General features: G+C 39.3%; 15 protein-coding genes. 12 read left to right on the forward strand and 3 right to left on the reverse strand.

Annotated features, from left to right (window positions below; all coding sequences use genetic code 11):
- The gene (mnmG, locus tag AAU57_RS02780) at positions 1–1,872 is read left to right on the forward strand and encodes a tRNA uridine-5-carboxymethylaminomethyl(34) synthesis enzyme MnmG (protein WP_055411474.1); all 1,872 of its coding nucleotides are present in this window, start codon (positions 1–3) and stop codon (positions 1,870–1,872) included.
- A gap of 14 nt (positions 1,873–1,886) precedes the next feature.
- A complete protein-coding gene (locus AAU57_RS02785; RefSeq protein ID WP_156339982.1) occupies positions 1,887–2,723 on the forward strand; it encodes a class I SAM-dependent methyltransferase in 837 nt (278 codons plus the stop codon).
- Between the two features lie 116 nt (positions 2,724–2,839).
- On the opposite strand, the gene AAU57_RS02790 is transcribed toward AAU57_RS02785, so the two are convergent.
- Together AAU57_RS02790 and AAU57_RS02795 are read right to left on the reverse strand one after the other, a co-directional pair.
- On the reverse strand, positions 2,840–3,247 hold the full coding sequence (locus AAU57_RS02790) for a hypothetical protein (RefSeq protein ID WP_055411475.1): 408 nt from the start codon (positions 3,245–3,247) through the stop codon (positions 2,840–2,842).
- Positions 3,248–3,327: 80 nt separating this feature from the next.
- Positions 3,328–4,455 (reverse strand): ATP-binding protein, encoded by a 1,128-nt coding sequence (locus tag AAU57_RS02795; protein WP_055411476.1) that lies wholly within the window; start codon positions 4,453–4,455, stop codon positions 3,328–3,330.
- Positions 4,456–4,532: 77 nt separating this feature from the next.
- Between AAU57_RS02795 and AAU57_RS02800 the strand changes: the two genes are divergently transcribed.
- The 4 genes from AAU57_RS02800 to AAU57_RS02815 are packed head-to-tail and all read left to right on the forward strand — an operon-like array spanning position 4,533 to position 9,066.
- Entirely contained in the window at positions 4,533–5,717 is a 1,185-nt protein-coding gene (locus AAU57_RS02800) for a phosphoglycerate kinase (RefSeq protein ID WP_055411477.1), read from the forward strand.
- Between the two features lie 31 nt (positions 5,718–5,748).
- Entirely contained in the window at positions 5,749–7,245 is a 1,497-nt protein-coding gene (locus AAU57_RS02805) for a LysM peptidoglycan-binding domain-containing protein (RefSeq protein ID WP_082438518.1), read from the forward strand.
- A gap of 4 nt (positions 7,246–7,249) precedes the next feature.
- Positions 7,250–8,218, forward strand: coding sequence for a DUF4837 family protein (locus AAU57_RS02810; RefSeq protein WP_055411479.1), 969 nt, complete (start codon positions 7,250–7,252; stop codon positions 8,216–8,218).
- Between the two features lie 8 nt (positions 8,219–8,226).
- A complete protein-coding gene (locus AAU57_RS02815; protein ID WP_055411480.1) occupies positions 8,227–9,066 on the forward strand; it encodes a hypothetical protein in 840 nt (279 codons plus the stop codon).
- 86 nt (positions 9,067–9,152) lie between these two features.
- On the opposite strand, the gene tatA is transcribed toward AAU57_RS02815, so the two are convergent.
- Positions 9,153–9,347: a twin-arginine translocase TatA/TatE family subunit gene (tatA, locus tag AAU57_RS02820; RefSeq protein ID WP_055413647.1), complete on the reverse strand. Its 195-nt coding sequence runs from the start codon at positions 9,345–9,347 to the stop codon at positions 9,153–9,155.
- A gap of 130 nt (positions 9,348–9,477) precedes the next feature.
- Here tatA and AAU57_RS02825 point away from each other — a divergent pair, with 130 nt between their 5' ends.
- The 6 genes from AAU57_RS02825 (at position 9,478) to AAU57_RS02850 (ending at position 18,839) form a co-directional block, all read left to right on the forward strand.
- Complete coding sequence (locus AAU57_RS02825; protein WP_055411481.1) at positions 9,478–10,338, forward strand: M23 family metallopeptidase; 861 nt, start codon at positions 9,478–9,480, stop codon at positions 10,336–10,338.
- The gene (locus tag AAU57_RS02830; RefSeq protein ID WP_055411482.1) at positions 10,338–11,843 is read left to right on the forward strand and encodes a GH3 auxin-responsive promoter family protein; all 1,506 of its coding nucleotides are present in this window, start codon (positions 10,338–10,340) and stop codon (positions 11,841–11,843) included. Before AAU57_RS02825 ends, AAU57_RS02830 begins: the two co-directional genes overlap by 1 nt.
- Positions 11,844–12,163: 320 nt before the next feature.
- Entirely contained in the window at positions 12,164–15,112 is a 2,949-nt protein-coding gene (locus tag AAU57_RS02835) for a sulfatase-like hydrolase/transferase (RefSeq protein ID WP_055411483.1), read from the forward strand.
- Positions 15,113–15,949 carry a diacylglycerol/lipid kinase family protein gene (locus tag AAU57_RS02840; protein WP_055411484.1) on the forward strand — a complete coding sequence of 279 codons (837 nt, stop codon included), beginning with the start codon at positions 15,113–15,115 and terminating at the stop codon, positions 15,947–15,949.
- 73 nt (positions 15,950–16,022) lie between these two features.
- Positions 16,023–17,753, forward strand: a complete 1,731-nt coding sequence (locus AAU57_RS02845; RefSeq protein WP_055411485.1) for a DUF6909 family protein — start codon at positions 16,023–16,025, stop codon at positions 17,751–17,753.
- Between the two features lie 48 nt (positions 17,754–17,801).
- Positions 17,802–18,839: a hypothetical protein gene (locus tag AAU57_RS02850; RefSeq protein WP_055411486.1), complete on the forward strand. Its 1,038-nt coding sequence runs from the start codon at positions 17,802–17,804 to the stop codon at positions 18,837–18,839.
- Positions 18,840–18,845: the final 6 nt, after the last annotated feature.

An 18,845-nucleotide genomic window follows, 5' to 3' on the forward strand; every position in this document is an offset into this window, starting at 1 on the left:
ATGTTCCAAGATAAATATGATGTAATTGTTGTGGGTGCTGGTCACGCTGGTAGCGAGGCTGCGGCCGTTGCGGCTAATATGGGTGCAACTACACTACTTGTTACCATGAATCTTCAAACGATAGGGCAGATGTCATGCAATCCCGCTATGGGCGGCATTGCAAAGGGTCAAATCGTTAGAGAAATTGACGCTTTAGGCGGACTAAGCGGTATTGTTAGTGATAACAGTGCGATACAATTTAAGATGCTTAATAAATCCAAGGGCCCAGCGATGTGGTCTCCACGCACCCAAAATGATCGTATGAGATTTGCCGAGGAATGGCGCAAAGAATTGGAAGCTATCCCAACCTTGGATTTTTATCAAGAGATGGTTTCTGGATTGATTATCGAAAAAGGTAAAGTGGTAGGTGTTAAATCTTCCTTGGGAATCGAGATAAGAGCTAAATCTGTAGTGTTGACAAACGGCACCTTTTTAAATGGGCTTATCCATATTGGTGAAAAGCAGTTTGGTGGAGGTAGAGCAGGAGAACGTAACAGTACTGGTATAACAGAACAGCTCATTGATTTAGGTTTTGAATCGGGTAGAATGAAAACGGGAACGCCGCCACGTGTGGATGGTAGGTCGTTGGACTATTCAAAAATGAGCGTTCAGCCTGGTGATGATGTGGTTTCCAAATTTAGTTATACGGACCGTTCTAGTAAACTTTCGCGACAGCGAGATTGCCACATGACCTACACGAGTCCATTAGTCCATGATTTGTTGCGGGAAGGTTTTGATCGCAGTCCAATGTTTAATGGTAGAATCAAAAGTGTTGGTCCTAGATATTGTCCATCCATCGAAGATAAAATTGACCGTTTTGCAACTAAGGATAGACATCAAATGTTTATTGAACCAGAAGGTTGGGATACCGTTGAGGTATATGTCAATGGCTTTAGTACGTCGTTGCCAGAAGATGTCCAGTTTAAAGCCTTACGTTCTGTCGTAGGTTTTGAGAAAGTGAAGTTTTTCCGTCCTGGGTATGCTATAGAATACGATTATTTCCCACCTACGCAATTAAAGCACACGCTGGAAACCAAGATTATCGAGAACCTGTATTTCGCAGGTCAGATCAATGGCACTACCGGTTATGAAGAGGCTGCCTCTCAAGGAATGATGGCCGGTATCAATGCGGTACGTAAAATAAGGGAAGAGGAAGCTTTTATTTTACGTAGGGATGATGCCTATATCGGAGTTCTTATTGATGACTTGATTACTAAAGGAACGGAAGAGCCTTATAGAATGTTTACCTCGCGAGCAGAATATAGAACGCTTTTGCGTCAGGATAATGCTGATTTACGTCTGACTCCATCTGCTTACAAATTAGGAATCGTAGGAGAAGATAGACTACGAACAGTAGAGCGCAAAAAAGAGGAAACTGAAAAAATGATTCAGTTTTTTAGAAATACCAGCTACAGTTATCCTGAAATGAATGAACTGTTGGAAGAGAAAAACTCGGCCACCGTGACTCAAGACGACAAGTTATTTAAGGTGTTTGCACGTCCACAAATCGGCATGGATGACTTGAGAAGATTTGATGAGGTCGAGAATTATATTCAAGAGCATGATCTTAGTGAGGATATTCTGGAACAAGTAGAAGTACAAGTCAAATATTCTGGTTACATAAATAAAGAGAAAGAGAACGCTGATAAATTGAATCGACTAGAAGATATCAAGATTCCAGAGAACTTTGATTTCAGCAAAATTCAGTCTATTTCTATAGAGGCGCGCCAAAAGTTGAAGGCGGTTCAGCCCGTAACTATTTCTCAAGCCTCTAGAATTTCTGGCGTAAACCCTAATGACATTTCAGTTTTATTGGTTCACATGGGCCGATAGTTTCACGTGAAACAATGATTAAAAAAACCGATTTATATTTAGAGACGCGTGATCATTTCTTAACCCAAAAGAGGTTTGAAATAAGTAAAACTTCCATAGAAGGTTTGTTAATCACAACGCCACAACCTAGAAATCTGGATAAGTATTATGACACCTCAGAATACTTATCCCATGATGATTCCAATAATTCATTATTTGCAAGTTTATATCGCTTTGCGCGAAAACTGAACATCAAGTCAAAATTTAAACTCATTTCTAAATTTGATGCTGGTGGTCGTATTCTCGATGTAGGTGCAGGAAATGGAGAGCTGGTTAAGTATCTAGTTCAAGAACGACTAGACGCTCAAGGCTATGAGCCAAGTGAATTAGCTCGAAAAGTTGCCTATCAAAAAGGAGTGCGGTTATTAGACCATTTGCCGGTTCGTAACAAACAACATTATCAGGTCATCCAAATGTTTCATGTACTGGAACATGTAAAAGATCCTCAAAAATTATTGGAAGATCTTTACTCGATGTTGACCGATGACGGCATTTTAATAATTGCATTGCCCAACTATGAAAGTCTGGACGCAAAGATTTTTAAAAGCTTTTGGGCAGGATATGATGTTCCCAGACACTTATATCATTTCAATGAAAAAGGGATTTCCAATTTTACTTCATCAAAATTCAATCTTATAGAAAAGCGACCTATGTGGTTCGATAGTTTTTACGTGTCCATACTTTCGGCACGATATAAAAGACTACCGCTGGCGTTTCTATGTGGGATTTTTATTGGAATCTGCTCAAATATCATGAGCTTACTCTCTTCAGAGCCTTCTTCAAGGATTTACGTCTTCAAAAAATCAAAATAAAGCGCTTTAAAGCTGTTTTTCGAGCTGCAGCGTACAATTTGCTGCCTGAAGCGAGAATCTTCGACAAGCGCTTTATATTAAAGCCAAATTTAATTGAAGGCGTTTATAGCGATCTTTCAAGTGATAGATATTATCGATTCTAACCAATATAGGCCAAAAATGGAAATAAGAAAGTAAATCCCAACTCTGGATGCGCCTTTGTAATCATCAATCATTCTAAGGCCAATTAGAAATATCAAGCAAAGAATACTAGAACCTAAAAATGTGCTTCTGGCAATTTCAAAATCCTCTGCATAAATAATATCCCATATTCCTAATGCGGCCAATGTGACAATAATTATTTCAAACGCGATAATAAACGTGATGATGGGAATAATTGCTTTTCCTATTAGCGTTTTAGCATACATCAACTTGAAATTCTCTTGAGTAGATTTCCAGCCATTGATCTTCTCATATGCAGATATGATGTAAGTGATCAATAGAAAGAACAAGATAAGGATCAGTCCTGCGTGAGATATATTCATCTATATAGTAATTGCCGCAAATCTATTGCCTTACAGATGAATACATAGCAAAATGACACAAATGTTACCGTTTGTCGATTTTAGGCCTTTTTGTGTAGGATTTTAGTCATACCTATGCTCAAATCCGTGAATACAATTTTTGCATTAGCTTTTCTATCGATATGCATTAATGCCGTTTCAAAACTCTCGCTTATTTCGGTTAGTCTATGACCGTCAATAAAAGCAGCGAATTTTGACAAATCAAATCCGGTTTTGGTTTCAAAATATACAGCACTCTCTGCACGGTAATTAAGCAACATCGCTTGCCTGAACAATTCTAGGGCAAAGTTTAAAAAGCGCTTTTGTGTTTCTCGGTTTACCGCGGCAATCGTTTCGGCCCATTCAATGAGACCTGTAATTGCGCTAGGTTTCCCTTTGGCACTAAATGCGGTGCGTACCCAATGGACAAACCACTCTTCAAAAAGCACGTCTTCACTATCGTTTTCAACGAGTTTTAGCGCGCGACCGTAGCTGCCATTGGACTGTCTAGCAGCAATATAGGCTTGATTTTCGCTAATCTGCTTTTCGTTTTGTAAAGCTTTCGCAATAGCGGTAGTAGATAGTTTTGGAATGTGCAACACCTGACAGCGAGACCTAATGGTGTTAAGTATAAGATTCTCATTTTCAGTCAATAAAATAAGAACGGTGCCACCTGGTGGTTCTTCAATGAGCTTCAATAGTTTATTGGAAGCGGCCGTATTTAGGAACTCTGCACCCCAAATAATGCAGACTTTGGCGCCACCTTCATAGGATTTAAGACTCAGTTTACGACTTATGTCAGTGGCTTCATGCACCCTAATCTCACAGGATTTCTTCTCAATGTCTGCCAATTGGTACCAATCCTCCATAGCTCCATAGGGATTGGATTGTAAAAATTGCCGCCATTCCGAAGCAAAGTCATCAGAAACCGGTTTTGTAGAAGATTTTGAAGTGCTGGCGACTGGATAGGCAAAGTGAAGGTCTGGATGTGAAAGATCGTGCACCCTTTTGTCACATACTTGATCACCTTGCTTACATAAAATCAAATTAGCATAATAATGGGCTAATGGCAACGCACCACTACCAGAAGGTCCCACAAACAGCTGCGCATGTGCAATGCGGTTGTTTGCAACAGTGGTCTGCAAGTGTTTTTTAAGATGTTCCAGTCCTATGATATCGTGCTCCTGCATAATGCAAATATAGAAGTCTGGAAAGCAGGTTGAGCCATATCGGTTATATTTGTGAGACGCATAAAAACGACTTAAACATGAAAATAGATCAAATATCTTTCGAAAATAAAACCGCACTCATTAGAGTGGATTTCAATGTGCCTCTTAATGAGGACTTAAAGGTGACTGACACCACTCGTATTCAGGCTGCAAAAGACACCATCATCCATGTGTTGGAACATGGCGGATCTGTAGTTCTGATGTCACACCTGGGAAGACCGGATGGAACGGTTCAGGATAAATATTCCTTGAAACATATTGTGGACACGGCATCTGATATTTTAGGTGTACAAGTACAATTTATTGAAGAAAGCACTGGAGAAGCGGTAAGGGAAAAAGCTAAAAACCTACATCCTGGTGAGGTTTTGATGATTGAAAACCTAAGATTCCATAAAGAGGAAACAGACGGTGATGAAGAATTTGCAAAACAACTTGCTCAATTAGGTGATGTTTACATCAACGACGCTTTTGGAACGGCTCACAGAGCACATGCATCGACCACCGTTGTAGCACAGTTTTTTGAAGAAAAATGTTACGGTAAACTCATGTCCAAAGAGATTGATAGCCTTAATAAAGTACTTGAAACACCTACAAAACCAGTAATTGCCATTTTAGGTGGTGCCAAGGTCTCTTCTAAAATCACGGTAATTGAAAACATCTTGGAAAAAGTGGATCACTTGATTCTTGCTGGTGGTATGGCTTATACATTCATCAAGGCCAAAGGTGGAAATATAGGCGACTCGCTAGTGGAAGAAGACAAGCAGGAACTAGCGTTAGAAATTCTTAAAAAGGCCGAAGAGCTGAATACAAAAATCCACTTGCCGGTTGACTCTATTACAGCAGATGCCTTTTCTGAGCAGGCCACTCGCGATGTGGCACCTATCGACAACATTCCTGACGGTTGGATGGGACTGGACATAGGCGAGCAATCCAGAAAGCAATTTGCTGAAGTAATTAAAAACTGCAAGACCATCTTGTGGAATGGTCCAGCAGGTGTTTTTGAAATGGAACCTTTTTCTCATGGAACGATCGCATTGGGAGATGCCGTAGCAGAGGCTACCGCAAACGGTGCGTTTTCTCTCGTAGGTGGTGGTGATTCGGTGAGTGCCGTAAAGCAATTTGGATTTGAAAACAAGGTAAGTTATGTCTCTACCGGCGGCGGCGCGATGCTAGAAATGCTGGAAGGAAAAACTTTACCAGGAATTAAAGCCATCCAAGAGTAAAAATGGCAGGAACATTGATCAATCAAGTTTCATGAATAGAATCAAAAAAGTATCTCTATGCGTTTTGGGCTGTTCCATGTTTGCGGCAACCGCACAACAGCCGGCCGTTGAAACCGTACTCAAGGACACGATTCAAATAAAACAACTGGAAGGTAACCTTGAGATCCAACCGGTAAAAGCCAGTGATACCTTGGGAATGGCAACGTTCCCAGAGGTTGACACCTATGACCAGCGATTTCAAGAACTCTTGTACAGTCACGATGGTTTTGAATATATGTTTGACCGAGAAGACGAGGTTGAGGACATGGATTTGAGTGATGTTGAATTGTCAACGGACACGCTTAAGGCTAGGTTGCAGCGTATCAATCAGGGCACACCGTTCCAGATAGATTACAACCCTATACTTGAGAACCTTATCAAGAAAAAGCTCAAGTATAATCGTGTTTACCTAGAACGCATCATGACCTTGAGCGATTATTATTTTCCACTGTTTGAAGAACAGCTGGATCGATTTGATGTGCCTCTAGAAATGAAGTATCTCGCGATTGTAGAGAGCGCTCTGGACCCTAAGATCAAAAGTAGGGTAGGAGCGACAGGATTGTGGCAGTTCATGTTGCCTACGGGACGCTTGATGGGTCTTGAGGTTGATTCTTACGTGGATGAGCGTATGGACCCTATGAAATCTACCATTGCAGCCTGTAAATATCTTAACAAGCTCTATGACATTTATGAGGATTGGGATCTGGCGCTTGCCGCCTATAACAGCGGTGCTGGAAATGTCAACAAGGCGATACGACGCAGCGGTGGCCGCAAGAACTATTGGAACCTGAGACCTTATTTACCACGTGAAACGGCAGACTACGTGCCACAGTTTCAAGCGATGATGTACTTGTACACCTATGCTGCAGAACATGGATTCAAGCCACAACGTCCATCCAGATTGATGATGGGAACTGATACAGTGCTGGTCAAGAAAAAGATTCACTTTGACCACATTGCACAGGCTTTGGATGTGGATACAGAAATGATTCAATATTACAACCCGAGTTATAAACTGGATATCATCCCAGTGATTGAAGGAAAGCCGCATTATTTAAGACTTCCTAAGGATCAAATCGCTTCGTTTGTGGGCAATGAGGAGAAAGTGTACGCTTTCGCGAAAGCGGAATCTGAAAAAGCAGAAAAGCCAGACCCTAATCTATTGGTGCCTCAATCCAGCATTACTTACACGGTGCGAAAGGGTGATTATTTGGGTAAAATCGCCAATAAATATAGGGTAAACGTGAGCCAAATCAAAAGATGGAACGGTTTACGCAGCAATAATCTGAAAATAGGCCAGCGCCTTAAGATCATGACACGTGGCTCGGTCGCCACAACGGCATCGACTAGCAGCACGTACAAGGTTAAAAGTGGTGATAGTCTATGGGAAATAGGTAAGAAGCACGGTGTTAGTGTGGCGCAGCTCAAAAAGCTCAACCCTGACAAAACATCAACCCTTAAGCCTGGAATGACTCTCAACTTAAAGTAACAGCATGAAATATTATATCTATTTATTATTGTCTTTAATCATGATTTCTTGTAATGAGAAATCGGTACGTATTAATGACAGTGCCGGTAAACTTAACGATATACTGGTCGTTATTGACAGTGATAATTGGGACGGTCAGATAGGCGACAGCATAAGAGCAGTTCTCGCGAGACCTATTGATGGTATTGTACGTGAGGAGCCTATGTTTACGCTCAATCAGGTAAAACCAGAGTCGTTTAGCGGCATGCTTAAAAAATCCCGTAACTACCTGTTTATTCAAAAATCAGACAGTACTGGTGTTGCGATAAGAAAGGATAAATATGCGATGCCTCAGTTGGGCGTTATCGTTAGAGGACCCAACACACAAGCCATTGCTACGGCTATAAGCGACAATGCAGACGATATCATCAACATTTTTAATGACAGCGAGATTGCGGAAAAACAGCGTCTTATAAAGCAAGTGCAACTAAATACAGACGGTATTAAAGATCGATTTGGCATTGTGATTACTGTACCCCAAGCGTATTTTGAAGCAAAACGAGAAGATCCTGATTTTGTTTGGCTTAGACGTCCGATACCGGAAGGAACCATGGACATCATGATTTATGAAGTTCCTTTAAATGAAATTAACAGAGACAGCACAGTAGCACAGGATATTGTTAGAGTAAGAGACTCTATAGGCAGTAGAAAAATTCCAGTAGATAACGGGACGTTTCTAACAGAGCCTGCGTTTTCTCCTTTTGTAAATGAAACGCAGATCGATGGCAAGTTTGCCTTTGAAACTAAGGGAACTTGGTATGTCAAAAATAAATTTATGGCGGGTCCTTTTGTGAACTATGCCGTATACAACGAATCCAAAGAGAACTGGCTTATTATAGAAGGATACGTATCTGCTCCTAATGCAGAACAGCGCAACTATCTTTTTGAGCTGGATGCCATATTGAAGAGCATTGATTTTGTGAACCTAGAGTAAGCGTTATTATGAATAAACTTATTCTTTTTGCTTTTCTAATTTTCATTTCCTTCTCTTTATGCTTTTCTCAAATTCCAGTAGAAAAGTACAGGGAAGAAATCCAAAACCTTAAAACGGAAAAGCAAATTGATGATTATTGGAATAGATTAGAGAAAATAGACCAAGAAATGCTTGTGTTTATGAATGATATCCATGAAAGCGATAGTCTTTCCATAAGTAATATGATAAGAACCGCACTAATTTTTGAGATTCATGGGAATCAAGCTTATGATCAGAATAATGTGGTCCCTATCCTAAATTTATCACACAATTGGGTAAACGAATCCCAAATTGCATTTTGGCCAATTATTGAAAAATGTAGAGAAGTAGGTGGTGTTATAGAAAGTTTTGGCGGCAAATATCCGGCCTATGAACTTGAAAGTATTTCCTTATCATTTTACGATTATTCTTTAGTTGGTCAAGAATCAAAATATCCATCTTTAATGAAGAAACTTAAAGAGCATGAGAGCGATTATATAGTTGATTCACTTATAAAGTCTTTTAATAATCTAGAAAGGCTTAAGGAATTATCAGAAATAAATATATTACATAATTGGAAGCGACAATCATTTAAAGGAACGACTGGTGCAGGCATATTTTCATTCGTAACCATGTCTGATAATGAGGTTTATTTGAAGAGGAATGGAAGAATTGAAAAACTTATTTTAATAGAAACTGGGATCAATGAAAAGATCTTCAGATTAGTGAATGAGCCTTTTGGGTGGACTTATGTTTATGGCTCTGAGGGAAGCTTGTCTCTAGTTGATGAGCAGAGAAATATCCTAATAGAATATACCCTTTCAAAATAACTCATCTTGTTAGAATCGTTTCCAACGTAAAAAAGCCCTAGAAAGTTATTTCTAGGGCTTTTCAAATATTGTTATGAGATGAAATTTTACTTAGAATTGATTCCTTTAGTAGAATCTTCTTTTTCATCTTCTTTAGTGGCATCCTTGAATTCTTTGATACCGCCGCCTAGACCGCGCATCAATTCGGGTATTTTTTTACCGCCAAAAAGCAGTACCAAAACCAGCACGATAAGAACTACCTGCCACACGCCGAACATTCCCAAAATAAAACCAGTTATCATAATTTCCATTTTTTATAGATTACAAAGATACAAAACGACCTACTTCTAATCATTACCCTTAACATTCAATAATTGGACCGCTTAAACAATCCATTATCGATGGGTGCGTTTGTTATATTTGTAAAGACTCATGGAAAAACCTAAAAAGAAATACAAAGGCAAGTGGCGCAATCATTATAGGCTTGTGGTGCTTAATGACGATACCTTTGAAGAGCGTTTTAGCCTTAAGCTTACCAGGCTTAATGTATTCACGGTAACTTTAGTAAGCGCCGTTTTGCTAGTAGGGCTTACCACCTTTTTTATTGCATTTACACCTATCCGTGAATTTATTCCAGGTTATTCCAGCAGTGAGGTGCGCAATGAAACCACCGCTCTGCTTAGAGAAACAGACTCCCTTAAAGCAAAGCTGGCCTTGAATGAGCAGCAATACAGCCGTATAAAAATGGTGTTGAGTGGTGATATCACCAGCGAGGAATATGCTCGCATTGACAGCATTGCACAGGTGGAAACTACCATATCCTTATCAGATTTTGCACCTAGCAAAGAGGATAGCCTGCTACGGGAAGAAGTCGCTCGCGAGGATAAATACAACCTGATTGAAGGCGCAAAAGCCAGAACCAACTTTGTCTTTTTTAATCCATTAAAGGGTAAGATTTCAAACGGTTACAACCCAAAAGAAAAACATTACGGTGTTGACGTCACCGCAGCGGTCAATACACCTATCAAGGCCGCAGCAGCTGGAACGGTCATCTTCTCAGGCTGGAGCGCAGAAACCGGTTACACCATTTTGCTGGAGCATTCCTATGGACTGCTCACCGTCTATAAACATTGCGGTACTCTTACTAAAAGCCAAAACGATAAAGTCCTGGCCGGTGAGGTCATTGCCAGTGTGGGCAATACCGGCGAACTCACAAATGGTCCGCATCTACATTTTGAGCTTTGGAGTGATGGCTATGCGCTGGATCCCATCAACTTTATAAATTTCGAGTAATGTCCATTAAGTCCATTGCAGCAAAGGTTTTTGCGGCTACTGTCCACAAAAAAACCCAAAAATGGGCGAGCAACCCAGTCAAATCACAGCAAAAGGTTTTTCATGATTTGCTCAAAATGGCTGGAGATACCGCTTTCGCGAAAGCGCACTCTTTCTCCAACATAAAAACACATCAAGACTTCATTAATCAAGTACCCATACGCGATTATGAGCAGCTGAAGCCCTTTGTCGATCGAGTAGTGGCCGGAGAAGAAGACGTTTTATGGCCGGGCAAGCCACTCTATTTTGCTAAAACTTCTGGAACTACCAGCGGTGCCAAATACATACCGCTGACCAAGGAATCCATGCCAGAGCACATAAAGGCCGCTCGCAATGCGATCTTGAGTTACATTCATGAGACTGGCAACTCGAGGTTTGTGGATGGAAAAATGATCTTTCTTCAAGGCAGCCCAGAACTTGAAGAAAAAAACGGAATACAACTGGGACGCTTAAGCGGTATCGTCGCTCATTTTGTACCAGATTACCTGCAACGCAATCGCATGCCCAGCTGGGAAACTAACTGCATTGAGGACTGGGAAACAAAGGTTGAGGCCGTGATTGACGAGACCTTAAGGGAAAACATGACGGTAATCTCTGGAATTCCCAGCTGGTTGCAAATGTATTTTGAACGTATCGTGGCGAGAACCGGTAAGAAAGTAGGCGAGGTTTTCCCAAATCTAGAATTATTGATTTATGGTGGCGTCAACTTTGAGCCCTATAAAGCAAAATTTGATTCTCTAATAGGACGACCTATAAATAGTATCGAGCTCTTCCCAGCCAGCGAAGGGTTTTTTGCCTATCAGGACGAACAAACCGAAAAAGGAATGCTCCTACTGCTGGATGCGGGAATTTTCTACGAGTTCATCCCAGCAGATCAATTCCACGACGAGAACCCACTAAGGTTAACAATTGGTGAAGTAGAAATTGGTGTCAATTATGTGATGATCATATCAACTACCGCAGGCTTATGGGCGTATGATCTAGGTGACACCATAGCTTTTACTTCAACAGATCCGTATCGGGTAGTGGTAACAGGAAGAATCAAGCATTACATTAGTGCCAGCGGTGAGCATGTGATAGGGAAAGAGGTAGAAGAAGCGATGAAAGCTGCTATATCACATACAAACTTAGTCGTTAATGAATTTACGGTAGCACCACAACTGGATCCACCAGCTGGTGAGCTGCCATTTCACGAGTGGTTTGTCGAGATGGACACCGCACCAGATAAAGCACAACTTAAAGCATTTGCCGCCCAGCTAGACCGCGAAATGCGTGAGCAAAACAGTTATTACGACGACCTTATTAAAGGAAAAGTGCTACAACCGCTACAGATTCAAGTACTCAAAACAGGTGCTTTCAAGGAGTATATGAAAAGCATCGGCAAATTAGGCGGTCAAAACAAACTGCCGAGACTATCCAACGATAGGAAGATTGCTGGATTGCTAACAGGAAAAGTAATTAATTAACGATAAGTTTTCCGCATTCCATGTTGAATTTAAATGGGTATTTTAACATTGCCTATTATAGTTTACGCTCAGTAGGAATTTTATATTCATTACTATTTGAAATGTTTAGATAGAGCCTGCATTATTTGAATGTTGAGAAATTATCAATCCCTGAAGAATAGGATTAATTAGAACATTTACTTCCTATAGGAAATGTTTTGAATTGATGTCAATTCTTAATGTTTAGTTTCAATAATGACGGAATTTAAATAAAAGCATTAATACTGGCACTCTAGACACTATTTTTGAATTCATGTTTTCGCAGGATTAAAAATTTCAAAATGCTATATTTTCAAATTATTTTATTGGTCATATTGTTTGTAAGCTTGTTAACTATTTTAAAGAACAAGATGTTTAAGTCGATAGGTGCACTCTTAGGTGGAATTTTTATATCACTTCAAGTAGTTTCGATCTATCTTACTAATAACATAGGCGATTATAAATTTTACGAGCACTTCAAATGGAGTGTTGTTTCAAATATCTACCAAGAATTTCTTCCAGAGTTCCTATTGGCTGTTTGTTTTTTAGTGATTATTACATTTATATTATACTGGTTATCAAGTATTTTATCAAAATTGTCCAGTAAGATTAGTGTGCCTACATCGATCATTTGTACAATTCTTTTGAGTCTTAACTCTCATGTTTTCTATAATTTGTATGAAACCATTTCTTTAAAAAGTGGCAACTCATATACCTTAACAAAAGCAATTAGTAAACTTCCTTTACAAAAAGCGGAATTGTTGACTAACCGAGATGTTAGTGCTTCTGCTGGGAGAAACATCATTTTTTTGTCACTGGAATCTTTTGAAAAAGGATTTATTAATGAGCGGCCTGATTTAACGCCTCACCTCAATCAGCTCAAGAAGGAATATCATTATTATGACCTGCTCCCTTCATCTGGTGGAGGTTGGACTAGCGCATCGGCATACATGGCCTTGACAGGAATGCCGGCTTATTTTGGAAATAAGTACAATGATATATTTCAAGGAAGCAATAAAATACAGATTAATAACATAGGTAACGTGCTTGAAACAGCGGGTTATGATATGCAGTATCTAATTGCGAACAAGGACTTTTCTGGTATGAAGGATATGTTAGAGACGCTAGGTTTTAATGTCAAATCAGAGGATGATTTTGAAACTAAATATGAAAAAATTCCCTGGGGAATACATGACAAAGATTTATTTGATGAAATAGAAAAAGAAGCTATTGCTCTAAGTGAGAAAGAACGACCATTTGCTCTGTTTGCCAGTACTATTTCAACTCACTACCCTGATGGTATCTATGACAGCCGAATGGAAAGTTTGATAGCACCAAAAAACTCAGAATTAGAGTTCATGGTAGCTGCTGTTGATTATTACATTGGCAATTTATTCTCCACATTGAAAGAAAAGAACCTTCTTGAAAATACAACTGTAATTATTGTTCCTGATCATCAATTTATGGGTAAACATAAGGTGATTGATGATTTAGAAGACAGGGGTTTATTTGTTCTATCAACTACTCCTATTGATGAAATGGAAACAAAAAACCTGTCGCAGGTATCTATGCCCAACATAGTTTTGGATGTGGCAGATATTGAAACGGACGCTGTTTTTCTTGACGATTTGATTCAAGGAAATAAAAACCAATTCGTATACAATTATAAAAAAGAACTCAGGGATGTCAATATCGCATCACTCAACACTATCACTATGAAAGATGGCTTTAATGTTGTGCGTATGGACTCCTTAATTTCTGTGGCATACAAAAATGATTCAAATCTCATTTTTGCACAAACAGATTTAACCAAAGCTTCTAAAAAACTTTTCCAAATTAATGTTGATAGATACTTCAGATATTATAGCTCTAGGCATATACCTATAGCAGATATAAAGACTGCCGTTAAAAAGCCAAATACCATAAACATCATTTATGTTAATGATACCATACACACTTATTATAGTGATCAAGATGGATTGGTTTCTTTTAAAAAGGATGCAAATAGGGTAGTTTTTGAAAACACTGAGTTGATTCCTAAGTTTCAATTTTTACAACCTTCTTCCAATGAAGAAGAATTAGACAAAAAACTTCAATTTCTTGTTATACGTAGCTCTGGTTTCAACTCCAAGGAAACAAGTTACTATCAATACGGTGGTAACACATATCGATTTTCACGTGGAGTTAATGTAATTTCAATTAATTCTAAGGGTAGTTATACTCTGGAAAACTTTGACACCTATGCAAATTATGAAGCTAGAAATGAACTTTTGACTTACTTGAAACAAATAAAAAAATCAAAATTTCGAAGTTTTATTATTGTTCATGATACTGCAGGAGAGGTTTTTGGAGAATTTGAACAAGAACTTAATGCGATAGGACTTTTTAAATTAATTGATATTAAAAATCGCCAGGCTTACATAGCTTCCTATGAACAAGGTGGTTTCTTAGAATATTTGGATGACTTTACAATAGAAAAAAAATATGCGGTACCTAATTTAAAGCTAGAAGCAAAAAGAAATACTGATGATGAAATCACAACTTATAGTAAACAAGTAGATAGGTTCATAGCACATGCTGGAGGTAAAATTGATGGTAAGGTTTACACAAATTCTTTAGAGGCCCTAAATAAGAGCTATCAAGCAGGATTTCGCTTATTTGAGCTTGACATAATCAAAACTAGCGATGGGCATTTTGTGGCTGCTCATGATTGGGACACTTGGAAGAGGCTATCTAATTATTCAGGGGAGACACCAGTTACCCTTAAGATTTTTAACTCACAAAAACTCTTTGGTGAGTATACACCGCTTGATATGACAGCTATAAATAGTTGGTTTGAAACTCATAAGGATGCAATACTTGTTACCGACAAAACCAGGGAAATAAAGAGGTTTAGTACAGAATTCTTAGACAAGAGCAGGTTGATAATGGAAGTGTTCAATGTTGAGGATGCAGAACTCGCATCAGTTTATAGGGTGGAACCTATTCTATCAGAGAGCATTATTGCCAGCATGAATTTAAATTTAGTCCCGTTTATGAAGGACAGGGATTTTAAGTATATTACTTTCTCAAGGAATTCAATTTCAAAATTTAAGGGTGTTTTGAAAATGGCTAAGGAAAACGGTATTAAATCCTATGTTTACCACGTCAACTTTCAAGGAGGAAAGGACGAAAAATATGTGGTAGAATATGAACTAGGTCAGGTTTACGGACTTTATGCAGATGAGTGGGATTTTAAAACTCCAGAATAAGTGACTAGAATAGCGTTTTTAGTGAATCCCATATCTGGAAGACAAGAAAACGTCCTAACCATAGAAGAGGTAAAATCTATTTTTAGCGAACAGGATTTTGAAATCCAGCTACAATATTCTTCTTCAAAAGAAAATCTTGAATATTTAACCCAGAGCTGTATTCAAAATAAGGTGGAAATTATTGTAGCTTGTGGTGGAGACGGTACCATAAATACAATTGCAAATCATTTGATTGATTCATCCGTTTCCCTAGCTGTCCTACCTAGAGGCTCGGGTAATGGCTTAGCGACCCATTTAAATATTAAACATTCCTTACCTAGACTACATGAGAATATTTCAAAGTCGAAATACAAACTAATAGATTGTGGTTCAGTCAACGGTATTTATTTCTTTTCCAACTTTGCTTTAGGCTATCCAGCAGATGTTATAGAAAGATACGACAAAGACAATAGTCGAGGCTTTATCACATATTTTAAACATAGTGTTTTGTCTTTTCTGTCCTTTCGCAGAAAAAAGATAGGTTTACTTGAACGTTTTACGAAGACCTACAGCGTTCTGATCTCAAACACTAAATACATGGGCTATGACTTATCGTTAACGCCAGGAGCCAAATTAGATAGTGGTAAATTAGAGTTAGTGCATGCAAATTCACGTCTAGGGTTAATCAGAATCATGATTTCTACGTTATTACTAGGGAATAATCATGCACAGACTATAGACAGTACTGTAATTGAAGTGCCTTATGGTTTTCCAGCTCAAATCGATGGAGAGCCTCTCCAGCTGCGGCCACCTTATGTTATTTCATCCCATGTTAGCAAGCTTAAAGTGATTGCCTAGCTATTTTACTAGCATCGTATGATTCTTTCAAATAACACCGTTAGAATTCTATCTTTGTAAAGAAATTACATTTATGCCCATTATTAACGTAGAACCCAGAACCAGAGCTCAAGAAAGCACCAATGCTATTGAACGTATGTACATTACCATGCGGCACTTATTCAACCGTGGTTTTTATAAGCCCATGGGCGTGAGCGGTGAGTCCTTGAGAGAATCTTTGCTGACGATACGACCAGAAATATATGGTTCTATTGCAGAGGACAAGATTGAGCTGAGCGGTTTATTATACGTTATGGATAGGCTACCCATGGGAATTGAAGAATGTACCTATATCAACCTAACCAGTGATGAAGGCTATAGCAGTTCGCATTTCAAGGCCATCATACCAAAAAAGCGCCGTCGCAACTGCTATCGCATTGATAAACACCAGATGAATATCGAGATCACTCGCGGTCGCTCAGAGATCTACGATATACTGACACACCTTACCTTCTTGATGGTAGAATCCCACAAGATCATGAAGCGTGTGATTATCAACGACGACGGCAGTACCACAAGGGACTGGAAGTGCCTGGAAGATGCTGTAGCTAAAGATGAACTTACCCAAGAAGAGAAGGAAGTTGCGGTAATTCATACCGCAAACATTCTGGGAAGAACCTTTGATGAGGTCATGCAGGTGTACGGCTCCTTTGCCACGCCCCAGAACCCCAATCAGTTTTTGAGTACGATTTATTACCTAGGACTTTTGGGTAAACACGAGATCATGGATGAGCAAAAGCGCATTATTACATTCTCTCCTGTGTTGCGGGAGCGATTGGGACACCATATCCATGGTGATCGATGGGCCATGCGCATCAAGAAACATTTGATAGACAACAATTTATTTGACCGTCCATTACACATCATCAGTGCAAATTTGCACTCGGTTATGAATTCTGTTTATGGACCTAAGGTACTTGCGGCACAGATAAGCAAAAAAGGGCGCATGGAGGTTTTTGCCTCGTTGAGTGAGGCCGCCGGTAAAAAGAACCGTGATGCCATTAAGAAATATGCCTTGCAAAATGGAATGCAGGAGCTTCAGGATCAAAGTGGGACCAACATTGATGTGCAGATTTTTGACACGGCAAAAACAACCTTTGAGCACGTAGGCTTTTGTGAAGATCGCTTTCGCGAAAGCGATAACAACCACAAGCCCGTTCTTATCGTTATGGACTACGCTTTTGGTGAGCAGGCCTATGAAACATTGGACGAATTGCTAAAGCCTTACAACGACGGTAGTAACCCTAGACACATGAATATCAAAAGCGTCAGTATCATGGGTAAGGCTGGAATACTTGAAGGCGAGAAAGGTGATATCATGGTGCCAGATGCCCACGTATTTGAGGGAACGGCAGATAATTATCCGTTCAAAAACCGACTTTCCAAAAAGGATCTCGCCACTGAAGGACTTAACGTGGTTTCTGGTTCTATGGTCACAGTTTTGGGTACATCATTACAAAACAAGGATGTGCTGGAGTATTTCTATAATTCAAGCTGGCGCGTGATAGGTCTTGAAATGGAAGGTGCACATTATCAAAAGGCCATTCAAGCAGCCTCTAAGGTGCGCCGTAGCATCTCCAAAAAGGTGCGAGTAAGATATGCGTACTATGCGAGTGATAATCCTTTAAAAACAGGCCATACGCTTGCTAGCGGCGGTTTGGGTCTAACCGGTGTCAAACCCGTTTATGTGATTACAGAAAAGATTCTGGAGCAGATCCTTAAGGAAAGCCTACCCAAAACGGAATCTGAAAAGGCAAGTCAATAAAACGCGCCTAGTTACGTTATATTTGGGTTTTCATTAACAAAAGTAGATATGAATCAAAACGACCCTCAAAATAGAGAGGAGCAGGAAGTGGACCTGGTTCCTGTTTTTGTCTGGATAGGCGATGGAATTAAGGGATTTTTTAGAGCGATCGGGAATTTCTTTAAGGCGATAGGGCATGCATTTATTCTCTTCTTGATCTTTTTACAAAAGAACATCATTCTTATAGGCGCATTCGTTGTCTTGGGAATCGTTTTAGGTTATTATATGGAATCTGCATCCAAGGGTAGCTATTCTGCACAATTGCGAGTGCAGCCTAATTTTAATAGTGCATCTCAACTTATATCAAATATTAATTATTATAGGGCTTTAGCATCTGAAGAGGAACATGACCGCCTTGCCAAGGAATTGGGAATCACAACTCAAGAAGCAGAACAACTCAGTTCATTTGAGATAGAGCCTATATACAATGATACGGAGCTATTGGAAGAGTATGATCAACTTGCAAGATCTGCAGATACCATGGCACTGGACAATTTTACATTTGAAGGCTTTAAGGAAGCAAAACGAGAGTTTGATTATGAGTTTTATGAGATTGTTGCTAGAGCAGAAAGCAGGGCAATTTTGGAAAAGGTGGTCCCCAAAATTGTAGAGGTAAAAGAAAATTCTGGCATTAAGGCAGCACGATTATCATTTCTAGAAAATACAGATTTTAATATTAGTTCAAAAAAAAACCAACTATCTGAAATAGACTCATTGATTACCTCCTATCAAAAGATGATTGCTACAAATCAGTCTTCAAGTGGTAACACGAACCTTTTCGTGGGAGACCAAAGATCTTCCGATAACTTGGCTAATTTATTTTACCTCAAACAATCATTGTTGGAGGACCTTGAAGACTTGCGAGAAGATAAATATTCATCTGAAAACACAGTAAATATTGTATCGAAATATTCCGTTCAGGGAACGGTCAAAAAGGAATATACCTTGCTTAAATGGGCACTCATATTATTTGTCTTAGGTGTTCTTGTAGCTTTTATTCCAGTTCTTTGGAGGTTTTTAAAGTCATACTCGCAACAGGTATCTTAAAAGGCT

Origin of the sequence: Nonlabens sp. YIK11 (genome assembly GCF_001413925.1) — a bacterium.
Taxonomy (GTDB): domain Bacteria; phylum Bacteroidota; class Bacteroidia; order Flavobacteriales; family Flavobacteriaceae; genus Nonlabens.